The organism is Sphingomonas montana (assembly GCF_001956315.1).
In the GTDB taxonomy this organism is placed as follows: domain Bacteria; phylum Pseudomonadota; class Alphaproteobacteria; order Sphingomonadales; family Sphingomonadaceae; genus Sphingomonas_R; species Sphingomonas_R montana.
Genome location: NZ_MOLY01000036.1, coordinates 85,084 through 108,005 on the forward strand (window position 1 = coordinate 85,084; position 22,922 = coordinate 108,005).

The window sequence follows — 22,922 nt, forward strand, 5'->3', positions numbered from 1 at the left end:
TCATCCCATCGTCGATTATCGGATGCTGAAGCGGCTGGCACCCGCGCATGTTCCGCCGGATTCACCTGGATTAGCGCGAATATGGTGTCGATCGTTACCGGATCGGCCCGTCCGCATCGCCCCGCACGAACTGATCGACGTAGGGATTGTCCGAGTCGTACAGCCTGTCGCGCGACCCTTCCCAGATGATCCGCCCCTGATACAGCATGGCCACGCGGTGCGCGATCTTGCGGGCCGATGCCATGTCGTGCGTGATGGTCAGCGCCGTCACGCCCAGATCCTCGACCAGGCTGACGATCAGGTTGTTGATCACGTCGGCCCGGATCGGGTCCAGCCCGGTGGTCGGTTCGTCGAAGAAGATGATCTCCGGCCGTGGCGCAATGGCGCGGGCCAGTGCGACGCGCTTCTGCATGCCGCCCGACAACTCGTTCGGCCGCAGGTTCAGGATCTTGCCGTCCAGCCCGACACGTTCCAGATTTTCCTCGGCAACCTTCTTCATCTGCGCCGTGTCGCGCGACCGCCCCTGCGTCAGCCCGAACGTGACGTTGCGCCAGACCGGCAGCGAATCGAACAGCGCCGATCCCTGGAACAGCATGCCGAATTTGGCCCGCACCCGCTCCTGGTCCTTGCCGTGCAGGCCCACGACGGATTCACCGTCGACCAGGATCGACCCGGCATCGGGCCGAATCAACCCGAGGATGCATTTCAGCGTTACCGACTTGCCGCTGCCCGACTGGCCGATGATCGCCAGCGACTCGCCCGGTTCGATCGACAGGTCCACCCCGTCCAGGATCACCCGTTCTCCGAACCGCTTGGTCACGCCGGACAGGACGATCTTCGGACCGCCGCTCATCCGAATGCGATCACGGTGATGATGAGGTTGGACGACAGGATCAGGATGAATGCGGACACCACCGCATCGGTCGTTGCGCGCCCCACGCCCGCCGCGCCGCCCTCCGTCCGATATCCGTGGTAGCAGCCCATCAGCGCGATGAAGAACCCGAACACCGCCGCCTTGGCCAGCGCCATTTCGAAATCGTCCGCGCTGATGAACTTGCGTGTCATCGTCAGGTAGTTCGCGGCATTGAACCCCAGCTTGTGCACCGCCAGCAGATATCCGCCCATGATGCCGATCGCGTTGGCGACTAGCACGAGCAGCGGCAGCGCGATCACCGCCGCGAACAGCCGCGGCGCCAGCAGATAGCGGTACGGATCGGTCCGCAGCGTCGTCATCGCGTCCATCTGTTCGGTGACGCGCATCGTGCCCAGTTCCGCGGCCATTGAGGACGACACCCGCCCCGCGACCATCAACCCGACCAGCACCGGCCCCAGTTCGCGCACGATCCCGATCACGACGACCGCCGGCACGGTCGACTGCGCGCTGAACCGCGATCCGGCCGTATAGATCTGCTGCGCCAGCGCCGCCCCGGTGAAGATCGCGGTCAGCCCGACGACCGGCAAGGAGAACCAGCCGATATGAAGCAACTGTTCCAGCAGTCGTCCCGGATAATATGGCGGCGACAGCCCGCGCACGATCGTCTGGAACCCGAACCGGGCAACGCGGCCCACCCCGGCCAGCAGCGCGATCAGCACCCGCCCGACCGAAGCCAGAAAGGCGATCCCCGCCACACCGATTGCCTGCACCGTCATTCGACCCGCTGATAGCGGCGCGAACGGGCGATGGGCAAGGGAATTGCAGACCGGCTGGAAACCGGCACGCATCTCGCTCGGCCAGCGGCCATGTCCGAATTTGGTGGACTGCGGGCGTCCCTTGTAGACAGCGGCGATGACCCGAGACGACGCCGTTGCCGCAGAGTTCCGACGCGATTGGGCGCGCTTTCATCCGGCCTGTTTCCCGCTCGGATGGATGCTCCGCGGCCGCACAGGCTCACCATGGGTTCGATTTCACGCTCTCCCCGGTTCCAAGCGATACGCGGACGATCAAGCGCAACGGGACGTCATTCTTTCCCGCGCATATGCTCTTGACGACCGGCTGCTCGGCGTGGACCAGTGCTGTTGGGTCGTTGAGGCCGAGACCGGTGATTTCTTCTGCACCGCGCGAGGCAGCGCTGTCAGGGGCCGCGACCGACGATCCCGACGAACCCGTATGGAGCTTTCATGCCCGTCGCGAGAGGTGGCGGGCGGAGACGTACGATGCAGAGTTGATTTCGATTGCCGAAGATCAGCCACGGCGTGCAATCTGGATGAGATGCGAAGACGGCGCGGTGTTCGCGCCTTACGATGGCGGCTTCGACCTGTTTCCGACCTCGTGGGAGACAGTGAACCACTTGAAAGCGGAATGGCCCGACTGGCTTTCCGGTCATTCCGGCGGTCTCTGACAGCCCCATCCAAACGTCCACTAGTGGGTGTTTATGCACCGACCACTTTTAGGCGTCCGGCTTCACTGGCCCCGTATGTCCGGAAGTGGTGGAAAGCGGACGTTAGCCCAAATTGGTCAGGCTGTAGGCAATTGCGATCAGCCCGCCAGCAATGAACGGGATCGACCAAACCTCAAACGGCAATGACATGAACTTATTCCGCGCTCGATAGATCAGAGTGTCTCGGAAACGGTTCGTTCGAACGGCGGCGATCTTGCGGCTGTTTTGTCTGCGCCCCACAACCCAATTGATTGCACCTGCTGCGATGAACGCCAATCCCCAGAACCAAGGTCCGTCTTGTAGAACGGGCCGTGCTGCTTGGAGTATCAAGCCGAATATAACAAGAACGCCAAACAGGATGAGCGGGGTGAAAAATCCCTTCCCTGTCCACCAAAATACGAACACTCGGTCCTCCGTCCCATCCCCCAGTTGCACAGAGCCTACGTGATATGCCCGAGACCCGCTATTGGGCGTTTAAAGACTGTCCGCTATTCGGCGTCCGCTTCGTTGATCGCGAATGTCATATCGCGGTCGCTGGCGGTCGTTGACCGATTGGTTCGTAAACCACTCGAAAAGGGGCCTCGCCTACGTCAACGCCGCGCGCGCCTTGTCCCAGTCGCGGCCGTCGAACGGCACCATCGTCACCGTCAGGCCGTGATCCTCGTCCAGGCAGCGCAGGTTCACGCTGATCGCGTCCGGGTGCGACCGCGGGCGGTAGAAGCTCTTGATCCCGCATTGCGTGCAGAAGATGTGGCGCGCCTTGCCCGAACCGAACCGGTACGTCGTCGTGTCGCGCTGCCCCTCGACCAGCCGGAACTTCGCCTCTGTCACGATCAGGTGCAGATACCCCGTCATCGCGCAGATCGAACAGTTGCAGTCGAGCACCTCGACCGCCTGCGGCACCGAAACCTCGAACCGCACCAGCCCGCAATGGCATCCACCCTCGACCATCATGCCCGCCTCCTCGCTTTTCTACACGTCGGCGACAGCGGCGTTCAGTCCCCGCCCCCGTCGCCGCCACCATCCGAACCATTGTCCGAACCACCGTCCGACACGGCGTCGCCCCGTCGCCCCACCACCAGTCCCAGCCGCCGCCATCGCCATCGGCCGTGTTCCTGCGTTTCCGGCCGGGCCGCGATCGGAGAAACCAGGTCAGCGCCATGAACGTCAGCACCGCGCTCGCCGCGACGGCCGGCGCGTTCACTCCACCGTGACCGACTTCGCCAGGTTGCGCGGCTGGTCGACGTCGGTGCCCTTCAGCACCGCGACATGGTACGCCAGAAGCTGCACCGGAATCGCATAGACGATCGGCGCGATCAACGGGTGGACCTTCGGCATCGTGATCGTCGCCAGGCAATCCTCGCCCGCCGCCTGGATCCCGTCATAGTCGGAAATCAGCACCACCTTGCCGCCGCGCGCCTGTACCTCCTGCATGTTCGACATCGTCTTCTCGAACAGCGGACCGGACGGCGCCAGGACGATCACCGGCACATGATCGTCGATCAGCGCGATCGGGCCATGCTTCATCTCCCCCGCGGCATAGCCCTCGGCGTGGATATAGCTGATCTCCTTCAGCTTCAACGCGCCCTCCAGCGCCAGCGGATAGTCCGGCCCGCGGCCCAGATACAGCACGTCGCGCGCCCCCGCGATCTGCGTCGCGACCTGCGCGATCGCCGCGTCATAGGCCAGCGCCGCATTGATCGACGCCGGCGCCTCCTCCAGGTGGCGCACGATTTCGCGCTCCTCCTTCGGGCTCAGCTTGCCGCGCGCCCGCGCCAGGTTCGCCGCCAGCGCCGCCAGCACCGCCAGCTGGCACGTGAACGCCTTGGTCGATGCGACGCCGATCTCCGGCCCGGCATGCGTCGGCAGCAGCAGGTCCGCCTCGCGCGCCATGGTGCTGGTCGGCACGTTGACGACCACGGCGATCTTCTGCCCCCCGGCGCGCGCATGGCGCAGCGCCGCGAGCGTGTCCGCCGTCTCGCCCGACTGGCTGATGAACAGCGCCAGCCCGCCCTCCTCCATCACCGGGTCCCGGTAACGATATTCGGACGCGACATCGATCTCGACCGGCAGCCGTGCGAACCGCTCGAACCAGTATTTCGCGACCATCCCGGCATAATAGCTCGTCCCGCACGCCACCACCGTCACGCGGCGGATGTCGGCGAAGTCGAAGTCCGGGATCGGCAGCGCGACCTGTCCCTCGAGCGGCCGCAAGTAGCTGCGCAGCGTCTGCGCCACCACGATCGGCTGCTCGTAAATCTCCTTAAGCATGAAATGGCGGTGGTTGCCCTTGTCGATTTGCGCGCCGGACACGCCCGACAGCGTGATCTCGCGCTCGACCGGATTGCCGTCGCGGTCGTGGATCGCGGCCCCCTCGCGCGTCACGACGACCCAGTCGCCCTCCTCCAGATAGGCGATCCGCTGCGTCAGCGGCGCCAGCGCCAGCGCGTCGGACCCGAGATACGTCTCGCCGTCGCCATATCCCACCACCAGCGGCGATCCGAGCCGCGCGCCGATCAGCATGTCCGGCCGGTCGCGGAACAGGATCGCCAGCGCGAACGCGCCATGCAGCCGCTTCAACACGCCGGCGGTCGCCACCTCGGGCGTATCGCCCGCTTCCACCCGCTCGGAAATCAGGTGCGCCACCACCTCGCTGTCGGTCTGGCTTTCGAACGTACGACCGCGGCCGACCAGCTCGTCGCGCAACGCCTTGAAATTCTCGATGATTCCGTTGTGGACGATCGCCACCCGTTCGGTCGCATGCGGATGGGCGTTGCTCGTCGTCGGCCCGCCATGCGTCGCCCACCGCGTGTGCGCGATGCCGATCGCGCCCGCCAGCGGTTCCGCATCCAGCACGCGTACCAGATTGTCGAGCTTCCCTTCCGCCCGCCGCCGATCGAGCCGTCCGTCATGGATCGTGCAGACCCCGGCGGAATCATAGCCGCGATATTCCAGCCGCCTCAGCCCCTCGACCAGCCGTCCCGTCACCCCCCCCGCCTCCGGCCCCGCGCCCACGATCCCGATGATGCCGCACATGATCTCGTCCTTTTCCGACCCCTCGCACGTGCTGAGGGGTCACACATCGTTGTTGCGGCCTACCAAACCCGTTCGGTTCGAGCCTGTCGAGAACCCTGCGCAGTTCTCGACAAGCTCGAACCGAACGGAGTTTAGGGACGGTTCACTACCTTACCGCTTCGCCATCCGCGCACGGAACCGCGCCGCCCAGCCCGGATGTGCCTCCTGCCGTCCGCGCGCCACCACCAGCGCATCGGCCGCCACGTCGCGCGTCACCACCGATCCCGCGCCCACGATCGCCCCGTCGCCGATCGTCACCGGCGCCACCAGCGCGCTGTTCGATCCGACGAACGCCCCCGCGCCGATCACGGTCCGCGCCTTGTTGTACCCGTCATAGTTGCAGGTGATCGTCCCCGCGCCGATATTGGCCTGCGTCCCGACATCCGCATCGCCGATATAGGACAAATGGCTGACCTTCGCCCCCGCGCCCAGCACGGCCTTCTTGATCTCCACGAAATTGCCGACCTTCGCGCCCGCGCCGATCACCGCACCTGGCCGCAGCCGGGCATAGGGGCCGACCTCCGCCCCCGCGCCGATCGTCGCCCCCGAAATGTGGCTGAACGCACGGATCGTCACGCCGTCCGCCACGGTCGCACCCGGGCCGAACACGACGTTCGGTTCGATCGTCACGTCGCGGCCCACGACCGTGTCGTGCGCGAACCACACCGTATCGGGCGCGACCAGCGACGCACCGTCCGCCATCGCCTGCCCCCGCCGCCGCGCCTGCCACCCGGCCTCGACCGCCGCCAGCTCGGCCCGGCTGTTGATGCCCGCCACCTCGTCCGCCGCGGTCTCCACCACCGCGGCATGGCCGGACAGCGCGACGATATCGGTCAGATAATATTCGCCGGCCGCATTGTCGTGCCCGACCCGGGCAAGCAGGTCCCACAACGCGTCTGACCGCACCGCCATCAGCCCGCTGTTGCACAGGCCCACCGCCCGCTCGGCGGCGTCCGCATCCTTATATTCGACGATTCGGTCGACGATCCCGTCCGCCGCGATCACCCGGCCATAGTGCAACGCATCGTCCGGCCGGAACCCCAGCACGACGACCGCGGGCGCATCCGCCGCCTGCAACCGCGCGATCATCGCGCGCATCGTGTCGCCCGACACCAGCGGCACGTCACCGTACAGGATCAGCACGTCGCCGTCGAAACCGGCCAGCGCGGCCGCCGCCTGCTGCACCGCATGGCCGGTGCCCAGCTGCGGTTCCTGCACCGCCACCGACACGCCCTGCCCGGCGACCGCCGCCTCCACCTGATCCCGCCCGGACCCGACCACGACCACGCGCACGCGCGCGCCGATCCCGGCGACCGTCGCCAGCAGGTGCGCCAGCATCGGCCGCCCGGCAATCGGGTGCAGCACCTTGTGCAGGTCGGACTTCATCCGGGTGCCACGCCCGGCGGCCAGGATCACGGCCGCGAGCGGACGGGTGCCGGCAGGCGGGGCGGACGGAACGGGCGGAGCGGTCTGATCGGTCGACATGCCCGCCGCTTTGCCATGTTAGGCTTGCATATTCCATAACGGTCGGGCGACAGCGGCGACATGCAAATGCCCCGCTTTCCCTTCAACGTCGTCGCCTTCGATCTCGACGGCACGCTGGTCGACACCGCCCCAGATCTCACCGCCGCGCTCAACCATGCGCTGGACCGGCTCGGCCGCCCGCCGATCGATCCCCGGTCCGTCCGCCACATGGTCGGCCACGGCGCCCGCGCCCTGCTGCGCCAAGGGTTGCAGGCGACCGGCGCCTGCGACGAAGCGCTGATCGACCGCGGTTTTCCGATCTTCCTCGATCATTATACCGCGCATATCGCCGATCACAGCCAGCCCTATCCGGGGGTCGTCGCCGCGCTCGACCAGCTGGAGGCGCGCGGTGTCCGGACCGCGATCTGCACCAACAAGCTGGAGTCGCTGGCGGTCCGCTTGGTCGATGCGCTCGGCTGGCACGGCCGCTTCGCCGCGATCGTCGGCAGCGACACGCTCCCCGTCCGCAAGCCGGACCCCGCCCCGCTCTTCGCCTCCATCGCCCGCGCCGGCGGCGGCCCCGCGGCGTTCGTCGGCGACTCGATCACCGATACCGACACCGCCCGCGCCGCCGGCCTGCCCTGCATCGCGGTCACCTTCGGCTTCCGCGACCGCGCGGCGGAAGAGCTGGGGGCGACCGCCCTGATCGACCATTACGACCAGCTGATCCCGACGCTCGAAACCTTAAAGCCCTGAACCCGTCTCCCGCTTGCGGGAGAGAAGGCAGCGATGGCTATTGTTTGCCCCGCCGCCACTTCACCCAGAGATGCCGCGCCAGCATCAACGGCGGCATGCGCAGCCAGTGCGACCGCACATAGAAGGCGAACCGCGTCCCGCGCCGCACGTCGCGCCCCCAGCCGTCCACCGCCAGCATCCGCCGCCGGAACAGCCGGTCCGCCACCGTCAGCCGCCGCCACGTCACCGGCACGTCCGTCCCGTACAGCGCATGCGCCAGCCGCCCCGCCCGCGCCACCGCCGGCCCCAGCCCGTGCCGCGCCGCCCGCGCCGCCAGCTTGTCCGTACCGGCCTCCCCGATCAGGCAATGGATATCCCAGAGGTTCCGCAACCCGCCCGCCATGTCGCCGTCGGCCAGCAGATGCGCGGCCGCATGGACGATCCGGTCGTCCGCGCACAACATCCGCAACCCGTCCGGCAACGGCACGCTGTCCGCGATCAGCAGGTCCGCATCGGGCGTCGGCCGCGCCGTCGGCGGCAGGATGGTGTGATGCACGTCGATCATCCGGTCGCGTGACGCATGGATCAGCGGCGGCAGCTCGTGCATCCACTGCCGATAATAGGCGTCGTCATACGGGTCGGGCTTCACCCATTCCCACCCCGCTGCCAGCAGTGCCGCCTCGACCGCATCCAGCTTGGCCCGCGGCACCAATATGTCCAGGTCGCCGATCGACCGCCCCCGCCCCGCCGCCAGTCCGCCCGCAACATAGGCCGTGCCTTTCAGCAGGACGACCGGCACACCGAGCGGTGCCAGCGCCCGCCGAGCCATCTCGGCCTCCCACAACGCCGACCGTCGCTCCTGCGCCGCCTGCACCGCGGCATTGTCACGCCACGCCGCGACCGTATCGGGCACCGCGACCCCCGCCAGCCGTTCCGCCAGCGTACCCGCCAGCCGTTCCGCCACCGCCGCGCACAGCATTCCCGTCCAGCGCGGGTCGTCGAACGCCGCGGCCTGCGCCGGATCCGCCAGCACCGCCACCAGGTCGCGCGCCGCGTTCATGGCAGTGCTGCCCACAGCTGCTCGACCATCCCCACCGCCGTGTCGGTGTCGGGATAATCGACCGCCACCGTCGGCACTGCCGTCACCAGGCGGGTCAGCGCGTCATAGCCCGCCCGCCCCAGCGGCACATAGTTGGTCGATGCCTGCGTCAGCCGGACGAACGTCTCCGCCGGCCCCATCGCCTCCGCCGCCTCCGGCCGGCCGAACTGCGGGAACAGGATCAGCGCGGGGATGGCCGGCGCGTCCATCCGCGCGATCGCTTGGGCATCGGGCCGTAAATGCCGCAACCGGCCCTTCGGTGTACCGGTCAGCGCCGCGCCGAACCGGGCATCCGGCACATGGCGCAGCATCTCGTCGATCGCCCCGTTCTTCAGGCTCGTCGCGCGCGGAAACGCGCGCGCCGCCCCCGTCGCCAAGTCGATCAGCGCGAATTCGTCGCCCATCAGCCGCCAGCCGCGCGTCGCCAGCACCGCCGCCAGCGTCGACTTGCCCGACCCCGACTCACCCGACATGATGAGCGCGCGCCCGTCGCGCTCCACGCTCGACGCATGCAGCAACAGCCAGCGCCGCTCCCCCAGCGCCAGTTGCAGGTTCATCCCGATTTCCGCCGCCAGCACGCCGTGCGCCAGGTCCAGCGGCAGGGCATCGGGCAGCATATGGTCGCCACGCACCGTCACCGACGGCCGTATCCAGCGCCGCCACGGCCGCGCTGCTTCCAGTCGAACGGTATAGTCGGGAACGCCCGTGGGTGGCGGATAGTCGCGGTACAGGTCCGCGAGCGCCGCGATCGGCCCCGCCCAGTCCGACCCCACCCGGAACGCGACCGGCCCGATCTTCAGACCGATCGCATGCCTCACGCCGCGCGGACCAGCCCGGCCGCGTGCAGTTCGGCCAGCCGCGCTGCGACCACCGCAGCGACATCGCCGTCCAGCTCATAGGTCGCACGCAACCGCGCCACGATCTCCTCAGCCGTCGCGCCGCCGCCCCTGCCATCGGCGTCGGGAGCGATCTCGGCCAGGATTTCCGGCAGCGGCGGCGCCAGCAGATGCGTCATGCCCGACGGCGCATGGAACACGACCGCGAACCCCTCGATCATCACCGACGGCATCACCGCGTCGGCGATATGGCGGGCCGCATCCATCGGCGCGCCGCTACTTCGCCCTGATCGAAACGAAACAGGTGAAACCGCTCTGCCCGTTCTGCAGGCGCAGCATGTAGTTGGTGTAGGCCTGCGTCTGCTCGCGCGTCGTGCCGGGGTAAAGTCGGCCGTTCATCAACGCGTCGCGGATTTCCTGGCCCTTCAACGGCTGATAGGGCGGGCGCACCGCACCACGCGTGTACGGTGGCACGACGGTGCCGTCGCGCAACAGCCAGCCGCCCGACTGCCGCGGCTGCGGAACGGGGATCTCGCAGGTCAGCACCGATGTCGCGGTCTGCGCCAGCGCGGGGCGGATCGTCACCACCATCGACGCGCCGGCCGCACCCAGCATCAGCGCGCGCCGCCGCGACGCACCGGCGGGCACGTCCGCGGTCGCCGGGCCAGCAACATCCGCGTCATGCGCGGGACCGTCGATCCTGTCTTCGCTCACCGCCGGCCCTCCACGCTATCATGCCGATTCCTAACCGCGAACGCGGGTGAAAGCGAGATGCCGCCGCCACCGTTAAGGACGATTGTAGGAGGATCATAGGATTGTCACAAAACCGGCCCTAATGTGGGGCCGATGCGCATCACTCTCGCCCTGCTGTCCGGTGTCGCCGCCGGTGTCGTCGCCTGGCTGCTCGGCAGCCCGCTGGCCGCGTTGCTGTTCTGCGGCGGCATCGTCGCGGCGCTCGCCTTCGTGGCGTCCGCCCCCTGGCCCACGGCGATGCGGGTTGCCGTCGTGGATGATCCGCCGGTGCCGGCGCTCGGCATCGATCCGGTGCTGGATGCGATCCGCGATCCGCTGCTGGTCATCGAACGGCAGCATGTCCGCCACGCCAATCGCGCCGCCCGCGCGCTGCTGGGCGATCATATCGTGGGGGAGGACGTCCGCCTCGCCATCCGCCACCCCGCCGCCGCCGATCGGCTGGCCGGCCGCCGGACGGGCGACGAAAGCCCCGTCGAACTGGTCGGGCTGGGCGATCATGCCCGCCGGTTCGCGCTGACCGTCCACCCGCTCACCGCCGACGCGCGGCTGGCCCGGCTGGTCGATCGCACCGCGATCCATGCGGCCGAGCGGTCGCGCGTCGATTTCGTCGCCAACGCCAGCCACGAACTGCGCACCCCGCTCGCCACGCTGCTGGGCTTCATCGAAACGCTGGAGGATCGCAACGCGGCCGAGGACGGCCCCACCCGCGCACGGTTCCTGAAGATCATGTTCGGCGAAGCAAAACGCATGCAGCGGCTGGTCGACGATCTCATGTCGCTCAGCCGGATCGAGGCCGACAAATACAGCCTGCCGCAGGATGCGGTCCCGCTCGACAAATTGCTGGCCGATGTCCGCCGCGCGCTGATCGCCGGGCTGGAACTGACCGAGGACCGGATCGTGGTGACGCAGGACGGCACGCCCTGCGCCGTGGCGGGCGACCGGGCACAACTGTCGCAACTGCTCCACAACGTCATCGGCAACGCGCTGAAATATGGCCGGCCCGGCACGCCCGTGACGGTCGATCTGGCGTCCACCCCCGGCATGATCCGGCTGACCGTGGCGGACCGCGGCGATGGCATCCCGCCCGAACATCTGCCGCGCATCACGGAACGCTTCTACCGCGTCGATCCGGGCCGCAGCCGTGCGCTCGGCGGCACCGGGCTCGGCCTCGCCATCGTCAAGCATATCGTCGAACGGCATCGTGGCCGGCTGTCGATCGACAGCGTCGTCGGTACCGGCACCACCGTCACCATGCTGCTGCCGGTCGCCGTCGTCGTCGAACCGGCCGGTTTGGAGGAGCAGGTGTCATCAAAGCGTCATGAAAGCGTCACAGGGGAAGAGCCGAAACGACCTAGCGCGGCCTCTCGGGACGCCGCTTGAGCCTCCCATGGAGCCATCGATGATCAGCAGGACCATGGGTATGGCGTGGGCGGCCCCGGGGGCAGCCCTTGCGGCGGCGCTGGCGCTGTCGGCCTGCTCGAACGGCGGCGGCAACGCCTCCCGCGATCAGATCCGCGCCGTCGGCTCGTCCACCGTCTATCCGTTCACCACCGCCGTCACCGAACAGTTCGCCCGCCGCCAGACGCAGTTCAAGGCGCCCATCGTCGAATCGACCGGCACCGGCGCGGGCATGAAACTGTTCTGCGCCGGCGTCGGCGCGCGCTTCCCCGATATCGAAAACGCATCGCGTGCCATCAAGAAATCCGAAATGGACGATTGCACCAAGAACGGCGTGCGCGACATCGTGGAGATCCAGATCGGCATCGACGGCATCGTCATGGCCGAAAGCCTGCGGGGCGAAGCGATGCGCCTGACCCCGGCCGACGTCTACCGCGCACTTGCCGCCGATCCCTACGGCAAGCCGCAGACCGCAAAGCTCTGGCGCGACGTGAACCCCGCGCTGCCCGCCATCCCGATCGTCGTCTACGGCCCGCCACCCACGTCCGGCACGCGCGATGCGTTCGCCGAACTGATCCTGCAGAAGGGTTGCGACGCGAACCCAGCGATGGACGCACTGAAAAAGGCCGATGCCAAGCGCCACACCGCGATCTGCACCAAGGTCCGCGAGGACGGCGCCTATGTCGAATCCGGCGAAAACGACAATCTGATCGTCCAGAAACTGTCGGCCAATCCCGATGCGGTCGGCGTCTTCGGCTACAGCTTCCTCGAAGAGAATGCCGACCGCGTCCGCGGCATCCCGATGAACGGCATCGTGCCGACCTACGAGACGATCGCCGACTACAGCTATCCCGGCTCCCGCCCGCTCTACATCTATGTGAAGGGGCAGCATCTGAACGTCGTGCCAGGCCTGCGCGAATTGGTCGCCGAATATGCCAACGACTGGGGCCGCGGCGGCTATCTGGCTCGACGCGGGCTGATCGTCGCCCCCGCCGACGTGTCGGAACGCAACCGCCAAATCGCGCTCAACTTCACGCCGCTCGATCCGGCCACGGTGAAATAACCGATGTCGCCTGCGCTCTTCCTCCTGCTCGTCGCCGGGCTTGCTTTCATCGGCTGGCTCACCGGCCGCGCGCGCGCCGCCCGTTTCACCGGCACCGGCGCCAACCGGCCGCACAGCCTGCCCTCCTATCATGGCTGGTACGTGGCGCTCTGGGCGCTGGCCCCCGCCCTGCTGTTCCTGGCGGTCTGGGCCTTCGTGTCGCCCGGTCTGGTCGACGGCGCGGTCACCGCCACGCCGCAATCCGCCGCGATCCGGCTCGATCCGGCCGATCTGACGGCGGAGGTCCGCGCGCTCGGCACCGGTGCGCTCACCACCGCCTTCCATCCGGAGGTCGTGCCGCTCATTCCCGTATTCCAGCGGGTGCAGACGCATTATGACGTCATCGGCGGCGTCGTGGCGCTGCTGCTCGCCTTTGCCGGCGGCGCGTTCGCCTTCACCCGCGTCAAGCCGGACTTCCGCGCCCGCACCCGCGTCGAACGGCTCGTCATGGCCGCGCTGCTCGGTGCATCGCTGATCGCGGTGCTCACCACGCTCGGTATCGTGCTGTCGCTGCTGTTCGAATCGATGCGCTTCTTCGCCCGCGTGTCGCCCATCGAATTCCTGTTCGGCACGCTCTGGTCGCCGCAGACCGGGGACAGCGGCACGTTCGGCGCGGTGCCACTGTTCTGGGGTACCATCTTCATAGGCGCGATCATCGCCATGATCGTCGCGATTCCGCTGGGCCTGATGAGCGCGATCTACCTGACGCAATATGCCAAGCCCGCCACCCGCCGCTGGATGAAACCGATCCTGGAGGTGCTCGCGGGCGTCCCCACCGTCGTCTACGGCTACTTCGCCGCGCTCACCGTGGCGCCCGCGATCCGCGATTTCGCGGCATTCGTCGGCATCCCCGGCGCTTCGTCGGAAAGCGCGCTGGCCGCCGGCCTCGTCATGGGCGTCATGATCATCCCGTTCGTCTCCTCGATGGCGGACGACAGCATCGCCGCGGTGCCGCAATCGATGCGTGACGGATCGCTCGCCATGGGGGCCACCACGTCCGAAACGATCCGCAAGGTCCTCGTTCCGGCTGCCCTGCCCGGTGTCGTGGGCGGCGTCCTGCTCGCGGTCAGCCGGGCGATCGGCGAAACGATGATCGTCGTGATGGCCGCCGGTCTCGCGGCGAACCTGACCGCCAATCCCTTCTCCAGCGTCACGACGGTCACCACGCAGATCGTCCAGCTGCTGACCGGCGACCAGGAATTCGACAGTGCCAAGACGCTGGCCGCCTTCGCGCTCGGCCTCGTGCTGTTCATCGTGACGCTGCTGCTCAACATCGTGGCGCTGCGGGTCGTGAAGAAATATCGCGAGGCCTACGAATGAGCACGATCGCCCCCGTGATGCAGCCCACGCCCAAGCCGCAGCAGGCGCGCGTGCCGACCGACTGGACCACCACGTCGATGCAGGGCCGCATCCGCCGCCGCTACCGCGCGGAACGGCGCTTCCGCCTGCTCGGCGCCGGCGCAGTCCTGTTGTCCACGGCGTTCTTGATCTTCCTGCTCGTGTCGATGCTCGGTCAGGGGCTGCGCGGTTTCACGCAGACCGAACTGCGGCTGCCGATGGATTTCCCCGCGGCCCGCCTCGCGCTCGATCAGGCCGCGCTGGCCGGTCCGAACGCCCGCGCCGCACTGGCCGCCGTCGATCTGGAAGCGGCGACCGCGCAGGCCGCCGACCGCGCCTATGGTGCTGGCGCGTACCGCCTGCTGTCCGACGGCGCGTGGCTGTCGGTCCGCTCCGCCATCCAGGCCGATCCGCACATCCTCACCCGCCGTATTGACATCTGGGTGCCCACCTCCACCGCGATCGACCTCGCGGCAAAGGGCGACGCCGATGCGGATGCCGAGGCCGGCTACCGGCTGCTCGACGCCCGCAAGGCCGTCCGCACCTCGTTCAGCACCGCCTTCCTCACCGGCTCCGACTCGACCGACCCCACGCTGGTCGGCATCTGGGGGGCGCTCAAGGGCTCGCTGCTGACGATGTTCGTCACGCTCGTCCTGGCCTTCCCGGTCGGCGTGCTGTCGGCGCTGTATCTGGAGGAATATGCCGCCCGGAACCGCTGGACCGACCTGATCGAGGTATCGATCAACAATCTGGCCGCGGTCCCGTCGATCATCTTCGGGCTGCTCGGGCTCGCGGTGTTCCTGAACTTCCTCGACTTTCCCCGCTCCGCGCCGATCGTCGGCGGGCTCACGCTCGCGCTCATGACGATGCCGGTCATCGTCATCGCCGGACGCAACGCGATCAAGTCGGTCCCGCCCTCGATCCGCGACGCCGCGCTCGGCATCGGCGCGTCGAAGGTCCAGGTCGTGTTCCACCACGTCCTGCCGCTGGCCCTGCCCGGCATCCTGACCGGCACGATCATCGGCATGGCGCGCGCGCTGGGCGAAACCGCGCCGCTGCTCATGATCGGCATGCGCGCCTTCATCGCGTCGCCCCCCGGCGGCCTCGCCGATCCCGCCACCGTCCTCCCCGTCCAGATCTTCCTCTGGTCGGACGAAGTCAGCCGCGGGTTCGTCGAGAAGACCTCGGCGGCGATCATCGTTCTTCTGGTGTTCCTGCTCGCGATGAACGGGATCGCCATCTATCTCCGCAACAGGTTCGAACGGCGCTGGTGATGACAGATACTTCCCTCAACGACCGCGCCACGCATCAGCAGACCGCCCCGGGCGGAACGCTGAAGATGACCGCGCGCGACGTCGACGTGTTCTACGGCTCGAAACAGGCTATCAAGAACGTCTCGATCGACGTCACCCAGGAAAATGTAACGGCCTTCATCGGCCCGTCGGGATGTGGCAAGTCCACCTTCCTGCGCACGCTGAACCGGATGAACGACACGGTGGCCTCGGCCCGCGTGACCGGCGACATCACGCTCGACGGCAAGGACATCTACGGCGCGGACATGGACGTGGTGCAGCTACGCGCCCGCGTTGGCATGGTGTTCCAGAAACCGAACCCCTTCCCCAAGTCGATCTACGAAAACGTCGCCTACGGCCCGCGCATCCACGGCCTGGCCAGCGCGAAGCCCGACATGGACGCGATCGTCGAAAAGTCGCTGCGCCGCGCCGGTCTGTGGGAAGAGGTGAAGGATCGGCTGACCGACAGCGGCACGGCCTTGTCGGGCGGGCAGCAGCAGCGATTGTGCATCGCCCGCGCGATTGCGGTCGACCCGGAAGTGATCCTGATGGACGAACCCTGTTCCGCGCTGGATCCGATCGCCACCGCCAAGATCGAGGAGCTGATCCACGAACTGCGCGGCCGCTATGCGATCGTCATCGTCACGCATAATATGCAACAGGCGGCGCGGGTTAGCCAAAAGACTGCCTTTTTCCATCTCGGAACGCTCGTCGAATATGGCGACACGTCCGATATCTTCACAAATCCCCGCCAGACGCGGACCAAGGATTACATCACCGGCCGCTACGGCTGAGGAGCGACGACATGGTCACGGGTCATACGGTCAAGGCGTTCGACGAGGAGTTGGGGCAACTGCGCGCCCTCGTCTCCGAAATGGGCGGGCTGGCCGAGGCCGCCATCTCTGACGCGATCCAGGCGCTGGTCCGGCGTGACATGGGCGCCGCCTCACGCGTCGTGGACCAGGATCGCCGGATCGACGCGATCGAGGCGGAGGTGGAGCGCAAGGTCGTCCGGCTCATCGCGCTGCGGGCGCCGATGGCGGACGATTTGCGCGAGATCCTGGCCGCGATGAAGATCAGCGGCGTGATCGAGCGGATCGGCGACTATGCCAAGAACATCGCCAAGCGCGTGCCGCTGCTCCAGGATGCGCGCGGGCTCGAACCGCTGTCGATCCTGCCGTCGATGGCGCGGCTTGTGTCCGAAATGGTGCATGACGTGCTCGACGCGTTCGTCGCGCGCGATCCGGACGCCGCACTCGTCGTCTGCGAAAATGACCGCGCGGTCGACGATTTCTACAACAGCCTGTTCCGCACGCTGCTGACCTACATGCTCGAAAATCCGCACACGATCACCTCGGCGACGCACCTGCTGTTCATCGCCAAGAACCTCGAACGGATCGGCGATCATGCCACCAACGTCGCCGAAATGGTCTATTTCGCCGCAACCGGCCGCCAGATGGTCGAACGGGCGAAGGGCGACGATACGCTCACCCCGGTGATGGAGTAAGATCATGGCCCGCGCCCGCCTGCTGTTGGTCGAGGACGATGCAGCCCTCGCCGAACTCCTGATCTGGCATTTCAAGCGGGAGGAGTTCGAGGTCGAACACACCCCGGACGGTGAGGAAGCGTTGCTGCTGGCGCGCGAGACGCCGCCCGATCTCGTCCTGCTCGACTGGATGCTCGAAAGCCTGTCCGGGATCGAGGTCTGCCGCCGCCTGCGCCGCATGCCCGACACCGCCAACGTGCCGATCATCATGCTCACCGCGCGCGGTGAAGAGGAAGACCGGGTTCGCGGGCTGGAAACCGGCGCGGACGACTATGTGACGAAGCCCTTTTCTCCGCGCGAACTCGTCGCGCGCGTGCAGGCGGTGCTGCGCCGCGTGCGGCCGGCGCTGGCGGGCGAACGGCTGATCTATTCCGACATCGAGATGGATACGGTCAGCCACAAGGTACGCCGCGACGGCGCCACCGTGCCGCTCGGCCCGACGGAGTTCCGGCTGCTCAAGCATTTCCTCGAACATCCCGGCCGCGTCTTCTCGCGCGAACGGCTGCTCGACAGCGTGTGGGGTCGCGAAAGCGACATCGAACCGCGCACGGTCGACGTCCACATCCGCCGCCTGCGCAAGGCCATCAACGGTGAAAACCTGCCCGATATCATCCGCACCGTCCGGTCGGCAGGTTATGCGCTCGACAGTGAAGGCGCAGTCTGAATATCGGACCCGTTAATCCACAGTTCAGCCGGCTGAATGCGCCTGTCAATACTTTCGCAATGCTGACGAACACGTTGCAAATTCGTTAAGCTGGCAGTGTCTAGTTCTTCCTCATCAGGAGGAACCGACGAATGACAATGGTATTGAACAAGCGTGTACGCCGCCGCTGGACGGATGCCGAGGATGCCGACCTGCGCGCCCGCATCGACGCGGGCGAACTGCTCCCCGTCATCGCCCGCGCGCTCGATCGGACGCAGATGGCGTGCAGCACCCGCGCCGAAAGCCTCGGCCTGCGCACCCGCAGCACCGTCCGCCCGGTGCGCGTCGGTATCCACCATGAGCCGGTCGTGTAAGGGTCGCCCTCGGGCAGGCATTCAGGCGACCGTGCAGTCTACCCCTGGGGCAAGGTCGGACCGCACGTGGCGCGCCGTTGTCGAACGCAACGGCTCGTCCCGCCGGCAGTGCTGCTTTTAGAGGACGCCGCCCCCACAAGCCGACGCAAGGCGCGAACGCGATGAAACGAAAGACACAGCGGATGTGATAAGCCAAACTCCCGGTTCAGCGTGCGGCTATCGCAGCGCCGCCCCCTGAACCAGGACCCGCCCGGATCAGCTATTCGCAGGCACCTTCAACAATTCCCTGACTTGCCGCGCGCGTTCGACCAGTACCGCCGCCAGCCCATCGTCGCTCTCATCCATGGCCCACTCCCAACGCGACGCCGCATCTGCGATCCGCGCGCCCGACGTGTCCAGTTCCTCGACGTGCAGCCACCATGGCCACCATTCGCCTGCGGGCTCACTGTAACGTAACTGCTCGTTCAAACCTGCGATCAGCGCCTTGTACGTCCTACTATTCAGTGTTGCTACCTTGCGCATGCAAAGCCCGAAGCAGACCCCCTCGAACATCGGATAATCCGCGCTCAAGCTGAAATCATAGTCCGGGTTGCCGATATCGATTCGGAGCATTCCGCCCTTGTGCGGGCTGAACAGCGGGTTCTCATCATGGGCCGGTCGCAGGGCAAGGCCATGCCCGATGCACCGTCCTGCAACGATCGCCTCGAATCGCCGGGAGACGCCCGCTGCAAATCCGTCCTGCGCTTCAAGGACCCGTATGGTCGCCGCGACGCTTTCCCGGGAGGCGAGCATGATGTTCAAGTCGTTCTGCATGTCGTCATCCACCCCGTCGCCGAAATTCGTTTTCAGATATCGTCCGAAGTCCGCGATGAAATCGCGGACCGGCCCCGCGGGCGCGATGGCAGTGCATTCCACCACCCATTGCTGCACTTCGACACCAAGCAGCAGGCACCGCATGCCCGGCTGCGCACGGATCCGGGCCGCAAACGCCTCCGACCATCCGGCGCCGAGCAGCACGACCACCATGCTCGACGGCGTCAGCCCGGCGATCGCCGCGGCATAGCCCTCGAGCTGTCGGTCCCGGAAACCCGCCGTCGGCTTGTTCTCGATCGCGATCGTCCATTCCGGATGCTGCAGCAGGATGTCCACTCGGCCCGCGCGTCCCCCGCCCGTCACCGGGGCCTCCAGCTGCGGGCGAAAGCGCTGGACGGATGCGCACGCAACACCCAGCAAATGCAAGAAACCATCGAGAAATGCCGTTCCGACACCATGCGTCCCGCGCGGATCGAGCAGCCAGGCGAGGATCCGCGACTGGGCCGTTTCGCGCGTCGCCAGCAAGTCGATCGGGTTGAACGCCCGTCGCACGCTACCTCGCGTCGCGCGCCCCTTGGCAATATCGGCGGTCAGCTCTTCGATCATGATCGTCTCCCTGCCGGCCCGCGTAGCAGACCGCGGGGGTGGAAAAGTGGCTCCGTCCGAAACGGATCAGTCTCGTCCGGCTGTTCGCAGGTGCCGAAACATCGGTTCGCCTCTTCCCAAGCCGCCCGGTGCCCGCTACTTGACGTTCACGTAAACCGACATGCACGTAAACCAACGAGGAGAGTCCGGGATGACCATCAGTTTCGAAGGGCGCGTGGCGATCGTCACCGGTGCCGGCGGCGGCCTCGGGCGCGCCTATGCGCTCGAACTCGCGCGGCGCGGCGCGAAGGTCGTGGTGAACGATCTCGGCGCGGCCCGCGACGGCACGGGGCACAGCGACGCCGCGCTGACCGTGGTGGAGGAGATCGGGCGCGCCGGTGGCATCGCGATGTCGAACGGCGGCTCCGTCACCGACATGGACCAGATGGCCGAAATGGTCGCCAAAACGAAGGAAGCCTGGGGCGGCGTCCACATCCTCATCAACAACGCCGGCATCCTGCGCGACAAGTCGTTCACGAAGATGACGATGGACGATTGGAAACTGGTGGTCGATGTCCACCTTACCGGCTCCGCGACCGCAACCAAGGCGGTGTGGGACATGATGCGCGAACAGAATTACGGCCGCATCCTGATGACCGCGTCGTCGACCGGGCTGTACGGCAATTTCGGCCAGGCCAATTACGGGGCCGCCAAGCTGGGCCTCGCCGGACTGACCAAGACGCTCTACCTCGAAGGTGCGAAGTACAACGTCAAGGTCAACACGATCGCCCCGGTCGCCGGCACGCGCATGACCGAGGACATCTTCCCGGCTGAGGCGTTCAAGGCGTTCGCACCGGAGAACGTCGTACCCGCGGCACTCTTCCTCGTGTCGGACGACGCGCCGACCAACCAGATCGTCGGCGCGGGCGCGGGCTTCTTCCATACCGCCCACGTCACCATGACGAAGGGCAAGATGCTGTCCGCGGAGGATCGCACTCCCGAAGGCGTCGCCGCGCACTGGGCGGAAATCTCGGACCGCACCGGCGAAACCGTGCCCAAGTCGGGTGCCGACCAGTCGATGACCATCCTGCAGTCCCTGCAAGGGTAACCGGCGGGTGGCGTAGCGGTCACTTCACGGCCAGCCCCCCAACCCTCCCGTTGGGGGGTTGGGGGCTTCGGCTGGAAACGACGCCCGCCGGCATTCACAACCGTATTGCCAAACCAATACAGCAGGCCTACCCCGTACGCCGAACAGGCGGGGGCTGCATCACCATGTATACCGATACGGACCTGGACGGCGCCGTCGTTGCAGGCGTGCTGACCCCCGAGGCGGCGCTCGCCTTCCGCCGCTATCTGGCCCGCACCACCGGCGACGGCGTGGCGGACGAGGAACAGTTCCGACTGCTCACCGGCTTCAACGATATCTTCGTCGCGATCGCCACGATCCTGCTGCTGTCCGCGCTCGCCTGGATCGGGTCGAGCATCGTGCTGGCCACTGCGGTCCTGCCGAACCCCTACAATGCCGCCTATCCGCTGATCCGTACCTTCACCCCGCTTGGCGGCATCTTCGTTGCCGCGGCCGCATGGGGCCTCGCGGAATATTTCACGCGCCGTCGCCGCATGGCGTTGCCCAGCATCCTGCTGCTGCTGGCGTTCGTCGGCGGGCTGGCCAAGTCGGTGGGCGATATCGTGCTATGGGCCTTGCCCGATGCCGACCCGCGGATGCAGGGCGTCGCGATCGCGCTGGCCGGTATCGTCGCGGCAGTGGCGGCGCTGCTTCATTGGCGGCGATTCCACGTGCCGATAACGGTCGCGGCCATCGCGGCCGGCGCGGTCGGGGTCGCGATGGGCGTTGCCCTGGCACTCATCCCCGCGCTTGAGGGTTACCTTGCCGTCGTCGCGCTGGTCGCCGGTCTCGCGGTGTTCGCGCTCGCCATGCGCTGGGACATGTCGGACACGGCGCGCATCACCCGCCGGGCCGATGTCGCCTTCTGGCTCCACCTGCTCGCCGCCCCCCTGATCGTCCATCCGGTGTTCAAGCTGATGGGGCTGCTCGACGGTGGCGCGACGGCGGGCGAGGCGGTGGTCGTCATCATCCTCTACGTCCTGCTCGGCATCGTGGCGCTCGCGGTCGACCGTCGCGCGCTGATGGTCTCCGCGCTGTTCTACGTCCTCTATGCGCTCGCGACGCTGTTTCGCGAATTCGGCGCGATCAGCCTGAATCTGGCGCTCACCGGGCTCGTGATCGGGTCCGCGCTGCTGCTGCTGTCCGCCTTCTGGCACAGCGCGCGCGCCGCCATCGTCAACCGGTTGCCAAATCATCTCCGCCGCCGCCTGCCCACGGTGTCGGGACGAAGGCCGGCGCCGGTCTAGGACTTCGCGTATCGTAGATTACGAGCGCACTACTCCGCGACGAGCTTCAGCAATTTCCGTTCGATCGGGGCCAGTATGGGCGCGAGTTCATGCCCGCGCTTCAGCACCGTACCGCCCTCGCCGATCAGCGCATACATGCCCTGTCGTCCCCGCAACGCTGGGCGCTTCTCGATGCGATATTCCGGCCGCTCCGCCGCACGTCGGAAGGCAGAGAACGCCGCCACCTCCGGCCCCATCTCGATCGCATAATCGCGCCAGTTCCCCGCCGACACCATCCGGCCGTACAGGTCCAGAATGCGCATCATCTCGGCGCGTTCGAACGCGACCTGCGTGGCTTTGCGTTCGGGAAAGGGCGTCACGACTCCCATCAGCGCGTACCTCCGCCCCCTGGCCGGCGCTTCATCCGACGTCGCGCTCCTGCGGCCGCCGCGCATCGCGCTCGGCCAGCAGGTCACCGACGCAGGCCCGCATCCGCTCCAGTTCGCAGCGCATGATCTCCAGCTTCTGCGTCGCCTGGTCATATTGTTCGGTGCACGGCGTGCCATAGGGCGTGAACCCGCGCGCCTTCTCGCTGGCGTCCATCGGCATCGGCTTGGCGGGTATACCCACCATCACCGCACCCGGCGCGACCGTCTTGGTCACCACCGCGTTCGCGCCGATCCGTGCCTTCGCGCCCACCGTGATCGGACCGAGAATCGCGGCACCCAGGCTCACGATCACGCCGTCTTCCAGCGTCGGGTGGCGCTTGCCGCCCATGCCGTTCGTCGGGTTCGTGCCGCCCAGCGTCGCACCCTGATAGATGGTGACGTCGTCGCCGATCTCGGCCGTCTCGCCGATCACCACAAACCCGTGATCGATGAACAGGTTACGGCCGATCTTCGCGCCGGGATGGATGTCGATCGCGGTCAGCACGCGGGCGATGTGGTTCACGAACCGTGCCGTGAACCACATTTCGCTCTGATACAGCCAGTGCGCGATCCGGTGCAGGCCCATCGCCAGCGTGCCCGGGTACAACAGGATTTCCCACAGCGATCGCGGCGCCGGGTCACGCGCCTTGATCGACTGAAGATAGTCGGCGAGCCGGGTCAGCATCGGCGGTCTCCGGGGACGGTCATTTC

General features: G+C 67.2%; 25 protein-coding genes and 1 pseudogene. 13 read left to right on the forward strand and 13 right to left on the reverse strand.

What is annotated here, in order from left to right; all coding sequences use genetic code 11:
- Positions 1-94 precede the first annotated feature (94 nt).
- Entirely contained in the window at positions 95-853 is a 759-nt protein-coding gene (locus BKY59_RS10120; protein WP_076071161.1) for an ABC transporter ATP-binding protein, read from the reverse strand.
- Positions 850-1,650, reverse strand: a complete 801-nt coding sequence (locus BKY59_RS10125; protein ID WP_076071163.1) for an MlaE family ABC transporter permease — start codon at positions 1,648-1,650, stop codon at positions 850-852. Before BKY59_RS10125 ends, BKY59_RS10120 begins: the two co-directional genes overlap by 4 nt.
- A gap of 217 nt (positions 1,651-1,867) precedes the next feature.
- On the opposite strand from BKY59_RS10125, the pseudogene BKY59_RS18360 reads away from it, so the two are divergent.
- Together BKY59_RS18360 and BKY59_RS10130 are read left to right on the forward strand one after the other, a co-directional pair.
- Positions 1,868-1,984: pseudogene (locus tag BKY59_RS18360) on the forward strand (DUF3885 domain-containing protein); the annotation flags it as partial.
- A gap of 55 nt (positions 1,985-2,039) precedes the next feature.
- Entirely contained in the window at positions 2,040-2,339 is a 300-nt protein-coding gene (locus BKY59_RS10130) for a DUF3885 domain-containing protein (RefSeq protein WP_129586340.1), read from the forward strand.
- A 102-nt stretch (positions 2,340-2,441) separates the two neighbouring features.
- On the opposite strand, the gene BKY59_RS17400 is transcribed toward BKY59_RS10130, so the two are convergent.
- The 4 genes from BKY59_RS17400 to glmU form a co-directional block, all read right to left on the reverse strand.
- Entirely contained in the window at positions 2,442-2,783 is a 342-nt protein-coding gene (locus tag BKY59_RS17400; protein WP_129586341.1) for a hypothetical protein, read from the reverse strand.
- A 180-nt stretch (positions 2,784-2,963) separates the two neighbouring features.
- Entirely contained in the window at positions 2,964-3,332 is a 369-nt protein-coding gene (locus BKY59_RS10135) for a GFA family protein (protein WP_076071166.1), read from the reverse strand.
- A gap of 246 nt (positions 3,333-3,578) precedes the next feature.
- Positions 3,579-5,414: a glutamine--fructose-6-phosphate transaminase (isomerizing) gene (gene glmS, locus BKY59_RS10140; protein ID WP_076071168.1), complete on the reverse strand. Its 1,836-nt coding sequence runs from the start codon at positions 5,412-5,414 to the stop codon at positions 3,579-3,581.
- A gap of 150 nt (positions 5,415-5,564) precedes the next feature.
- Positions 5,565-6,938: a bifunctional UDP-N-acetylglucosamine diphosphorylase/glucosamine-1-phosphate N-acetyltransferase GlmU gene (glmU, locus tag BKY59_RS10145; protein ID WP_076071170.1), complete on the reverse strand. Its 1,374-nt coding sequence runs from the start codon at positions 6,936-6,938 to the stop codon at positions 5,565-5,567.
- Between the two features lie 66 nt (positions 6,939-7,004).
- Between glmU and gph the strand changes: the two genes are divergently transcribed.
- Entirely contained in the window at positions 7,005-7,673 is a 669-nt protein-coding gene (gene gph / locus BKY59_RS10150) for a phosphoglycolate phosphatase (protein WP_076071171.1), read from the forward strand.
- Positions 7,674-7,710: 37 nt separating this feature from the next.
- Here the strand turns inward: gph and BKY59_RS10155 are convergent, their stop codons facing one another.
- From BKY59_RS10155 to BKY59_RS10170, 4 genes are read right to left on the reverse strand one after another with little or no spacing between them, the layout of a single operon-like run.
- On the reverse strand, positions 7,711-8,712 hold the full coding sequence (locus tag BKY59_RS10155; RefSeq protein ID WP_076071173.1) for a nucleotidyltransferase domain-containing protein: 1,002 nt from the start codon (positions 8,710-8,712) through the stop codon (positions 7,711-7,713).
- Positions 8,709-9,569, reverse strand: a complete 861-nt coding sequence (locus BKY59_RS10160; RefSeq protein WP_076071175.1) for an HprK-related kinase A — start codon at positions 9,567-9,569, stop codon at positions 8,709-8,711. Before BKY59_RS10160 ends, BKY59_RS10155 begins: the two co-directional genes overlap by 4 nt.
- Positions 9,566-9,853, reverse strand: a complete 288-nt coding sequence (locus BKY59_RS10165; protein ID WP_076071177.1) for an HPr-rel-A system PqqD family peptide chaperone — start codon at positions 9,851-9,853, stop codon at positions 9,566-9,568. Before BKY59_RS10165 ends, BKY59_RS10160 begins: the two co-directional genes overlap by 4 nt.
- Before the next feature lie 10 nt (positions 9,854-9,863).
- Positions 9,864-10,202 carry a hypothetical protein gene (locus BKY59_RS10170; RefSeq protein ID WP_083672054.1) on the reverse strand — a complete coding sequence of 113 codons (339 nt, stop codon included), beginning with the start codon at positions 10,200-10,202 and terminating at the stop codon, positions 9,864-9,866.
- A gap of 231 nt (positions 10,203-10,433) precedes the next feature.
- Here BKY59_RS10170 and BKY59_RS10175 point away from each other — a divergent pair, with 231 nt between their 5' ends.
- The 8 genes from BKY59_RS10175 to BKY59_RS10210 all read left to right on the forward strand — a co-directional run bounded on the left by BKY59_RS10175 (position 10,434) and on the right by BKY59_RS10210 (position 18,033).
- Positions 10,434-11,720, forward strand: a complete 1,287-nt coding sequence (locus BKY59_RS10175; protein WP_076071178.1) for an ATP-binding protein — start codon at positions 10,434-10,436, stop codon at positions 11,718-11,720.
- Positions 11,721-11,739: 19 nt separating this feature from the next.
- Positions 11,740-12,801: a substrate-binding domain-containing protein gene (locus BKY59_RS10180; protein ID WP_240500060.1), complete on the forward strand. Its 1,062-nt coding sequence runs from the start codon at positions 11,740-11,742 to the stop codon at positions 12,799-12,801.
- A gap of 3 nt (positions 12,802-12,804) precedes the next feature.
- On the forward strand, positions 12,805-14,160 hold the full coding sequence (gene pstC, locus BKY59_RS10185; protein WP_076071182.1) for a phosphate ABC transporter permease subunit PstC: 1,356 nt from the start codon (positions 12,805-12,807) through the stop codon (positions 14,158-14,160).
- Positions 14,157-15,452 carry a phosphate ABC transporter permease PstA gene (gene pstA, locus BKY59_RS10190; RefSeq protein ID WP_076071184.1) on the forward strand — a complete coding sequence of 432 codons (1,296 nt, stop codon included), beginning with the start codon at positions 14,157-14,159 and terminating at the stop codon, positions 15,450-15,452. Before pstC ends, pstA begins: the two co-directional genes overlap by 4 nt.
- A gap of 65 nt (positions 15,453-15,517) precedes the next feature.
- The gene (pstB, locus tag BKY59_RS10195; protein ID WP_276205506.1) at positions 15,518-16,264 is read left to right on the forward strand and encodes a phosphate ABC transporter ATP-binding protein PstB; all 747 of its coding nucleotides are present in this window, start codon (positions 15,518-15,520) and stop codon (positions 16,262-16,264) included.
- Positions 16,265-16,275: 11 nt separating this feature from the next.
- On the forward strand, positions 16,276-16,977 hold the full coding sequence (gene phoU, locus BKY59_RS10200; protein ID WP_076071188.1) for a phosphate signaling complex protein PhoU: 702 nt from the start codon (positions 16,276-16,278) through the stop codon (positions 16,975-16,977).
- 4 nt (positions 16,978-16,981) lie between these two features.
- Positions 16,982-17,680 (forward strand): phosphate regulon transcriptional regulator PhoB, encoded by a 699-nt coding sequence (gene phoB / locus BKY59_RS10205; protein ID WP_076071189.1) that lies wholly within the window; start codon positions 16,982-16,984, stop codon positions 17,678-17,680.
- A 131-nt stretch (positions 17,681-17,811) separates the two neighbouring features.
- Positions 17,812-18,033 (forward strand): hypothetical protein, encoded by a 222-nt coding sequence (locus BKY59_RS10210; protein WP_129586342.1) that lies wholly within the window; start codon positions 17,812-17,814, stop codon positions 18,031-18,033.
- 255 nt (positions 18,034-18,288) lie between these two features.
- Here the strand turns inward: BKY59_RS10210 and BKY59_RS10215 are convergent, their stop codons facing one another.
- A complete protein-coding gene (locus BKY59_RS10215; protein WP_076071192.1) occupies positions 18,289-19,452 on the reverse strand; it encodes a PD-(D/E)XK nuclease family protein in 1,164 nt (387 codons plus the stop codon).
- Between the two features lie 190 nt (positions 19,453-19,642).
- On the opposite strand from BKY59_RS10215, the gene BKY59_RS10220 reads away from it, so the two are divergent.
- Positions 19,643-20,539, forward strand: coding sequence for an SDR family NAD(P)-dependent oxidoreductase (locus BKY59_RS10220; protein ID WP_076071194.1), 897 nt, complete (start codon positions 19,643-19,645; stop codon positions 20,537-20,539).
- Positions 20,540-20,703: 164 nt separating this feature from the next.
- Positions 20,704-21,804, forward strand: coding sequence for a hypothetical protein (locus BKY59_RS10225; protein ID WP_076071196.1), 1,101 nt, complete (start codon positions 20,704-20,706; stop codon positions 21,802-21,804).
- 29 nt (positions 21,805-21,833) lie between these two features.
- Here BKY59_RS10225 and BKY59_RS10230 read toward each other — a convergent pair whose 3' ends face one another.
- Complete coding sequence (locus tag BKY59_RS10230) at positions 21,834-22,172, reverse strand: DUF2794 domain-containing protein (protein WP_076071198.1); 339 nt, start codon at positions 22,170-22,172, stop codon at positions 21,834-21,836.
- 31 nt (positions 22,173-22,203) lie between these two features.
- Positions 22,204-22,896 carry a serine O-acetyltransferase EpsC gene (gene epsC, locus BKY59_RS10235; RefSeq protein WP_076071200.1) on the reverse strand — a complete coding sequence of 231 codons (693 nt, stop codon included), beginning with the start codon at positions 22,894-22,896 and terminating at the stop codon, positions 22,204-22,206.
- Positions 22,897-22,922 lie beyond the last annotated feature (26 nt).

Bases quoted from the DNA above. Each gene is read 5' to 3' on its own strand.
- BKY59_RS10120 (WP_076071161.1), bottom strand. From the start codon at position 853: ATGAGCGGCGGTCCGAAGATCGTCCTGTCCGGCGTGACCAAGCGGTTC.
- BKY59_RS10125 (WP_076071163.1), bottom strand. From the start codon at position 1,650: ATGACGGTGCAGGCAATCGGTGTGGCGGGGATCGCCTTTCTGGCTTCG.
- BKY59_RS10135 (WP_076071166.1), bottom strand. From the start codon at position 3,332: ATGATGGTCGAGGGTGGATGCCATTGCGGGCTGGTGCGGTTCGAGGTT.
- glmS (WP_076071168.1), bottom strand. From the start codon at position 5,414: ATGTGCGGCATCATCGGGATCGTGGGCGCGGGGCCGGAGGCGGGGGGG.
- glmU (WP_076071170.1), bottom strand. From the start codon at position 6,938: ATGTCGACCGATCAGACCGCTCCGCCCGTTCCGTCCGCCCCGCCTGCC.
- gph (WP_076071171.1), top strand. From the start codon at position 7,005: ATGCCCCGCTTTCCCTTCAACGTCGTCGCCTTCGATCTCGACGGCACG.
- BKY59_RS10155 (WP_076071173.1), bottom strand. From the start codon at position 8,712: ATGAACGCGGCGCGCGACCTGGTGGCGGTGCTGGCGGATCCGGCGCAG.
- BKY59_RS10165 (WP_076071177.1), bottom strand. From the start codon at position 9,853: ATGGATGCGGCCCGCCATATCGCCGACGCGGTGATGCCGTCGGTGATG.
- BKY59_RS10170 (WP_083672054.1), bottom strand. From the start codon at position 10,202: ATGCTGGGTGCGGCCGGCGCGTCGATGGTGGTGACGATCCGCCCCGCG.
- BKY59_RS10175 (WP_076071178.1), top strand. From the start codon at position 10,434: ATGCGCATCACTCTCGCCCTGCTGTCCGGTGTCGCCGCCGGTGTCGTC.
- BKY59_RS10180 (WP_240500060.1), top strand. From the start codon at position 11,740: ATGATCAGCAGGACCATGGGTATGGCGTGGGCGGCCCCGGGGGCAGCC.
- pstC (WP_076071182.1), top strand. From the start codon at position 12,805: ATGTCGCCTGCGCTCTTCCTCCTGCTCGTCGCCGGGCTTGCTTTCATC.
- pstA (WP_076071184.1), top strand. From the start codon at position 14,157: ATGAGCACGATCGCCCCCGTGATGCAGCCCACGCCCAAGCCGCAGCAG.
- pstB (WP_276205506.1), top strand. From the start codon at position 15,518: ATGACCGCGCGCGACGTCGACGTGTTCTACGGCTCGAAACAGGCTATC.
- phoU (WP_076071188.1), top strand. From the start codon at position 16,276: ATGGTCACGGGTCATACGGTCAAGGCGTTCGACGAGGAGTTGGGGCAA.
- phoB (WP_076071189.1), top strand. From the start codon at position 16,982: ATGGCCCGCGCCCGCCTGCTGTTGGTCGAGGACGATGCAGCCCTCGCC.
- BKY59_RS10210 (WP_129586342.1), top strand. From the start codon at position 17,812: ATGACAATGGTATTGAACAAGCGTGTACGCCGCCGCTGGACGGATGCC.
- BKY59_RS10215 (WP_076071192.1), bottom strand. From the start codon at position 19,452: ATGATCGAAGAGCTGACCGCCGATATTGCCAAGGGGCGCGCGACGCGA.
- BKY59_RS10220 (WP_076071194.1), top strand. From the start codon at position 19,643: ATGACCATCAGTTTCGAAGGGCGCGTGGCGATCGTCACCGGTGCCGGC.
- BKY59_RS10225 (WP_076071196.1), top strand. From the start codon at position 20,704: ATGTATACCGATACGGACCTGGACGGCGCCGTCGTTGCAGGCGTGCTG.
- BKY59_RS10230 (WP_076071198.1), bottom strand. From the start codon at position 22,172: ATGGGAGTCGTGACGCCCTTTCCCGAACGCAAAGCCACGCAGGTCGCG.
- epsC (WP_076071200.1), bottom strand. From the start codon at position 22,896: ATGCTGACCCGGCTCGCCGACTATCTTCAGTCGATCAAGGCGCGTGAC.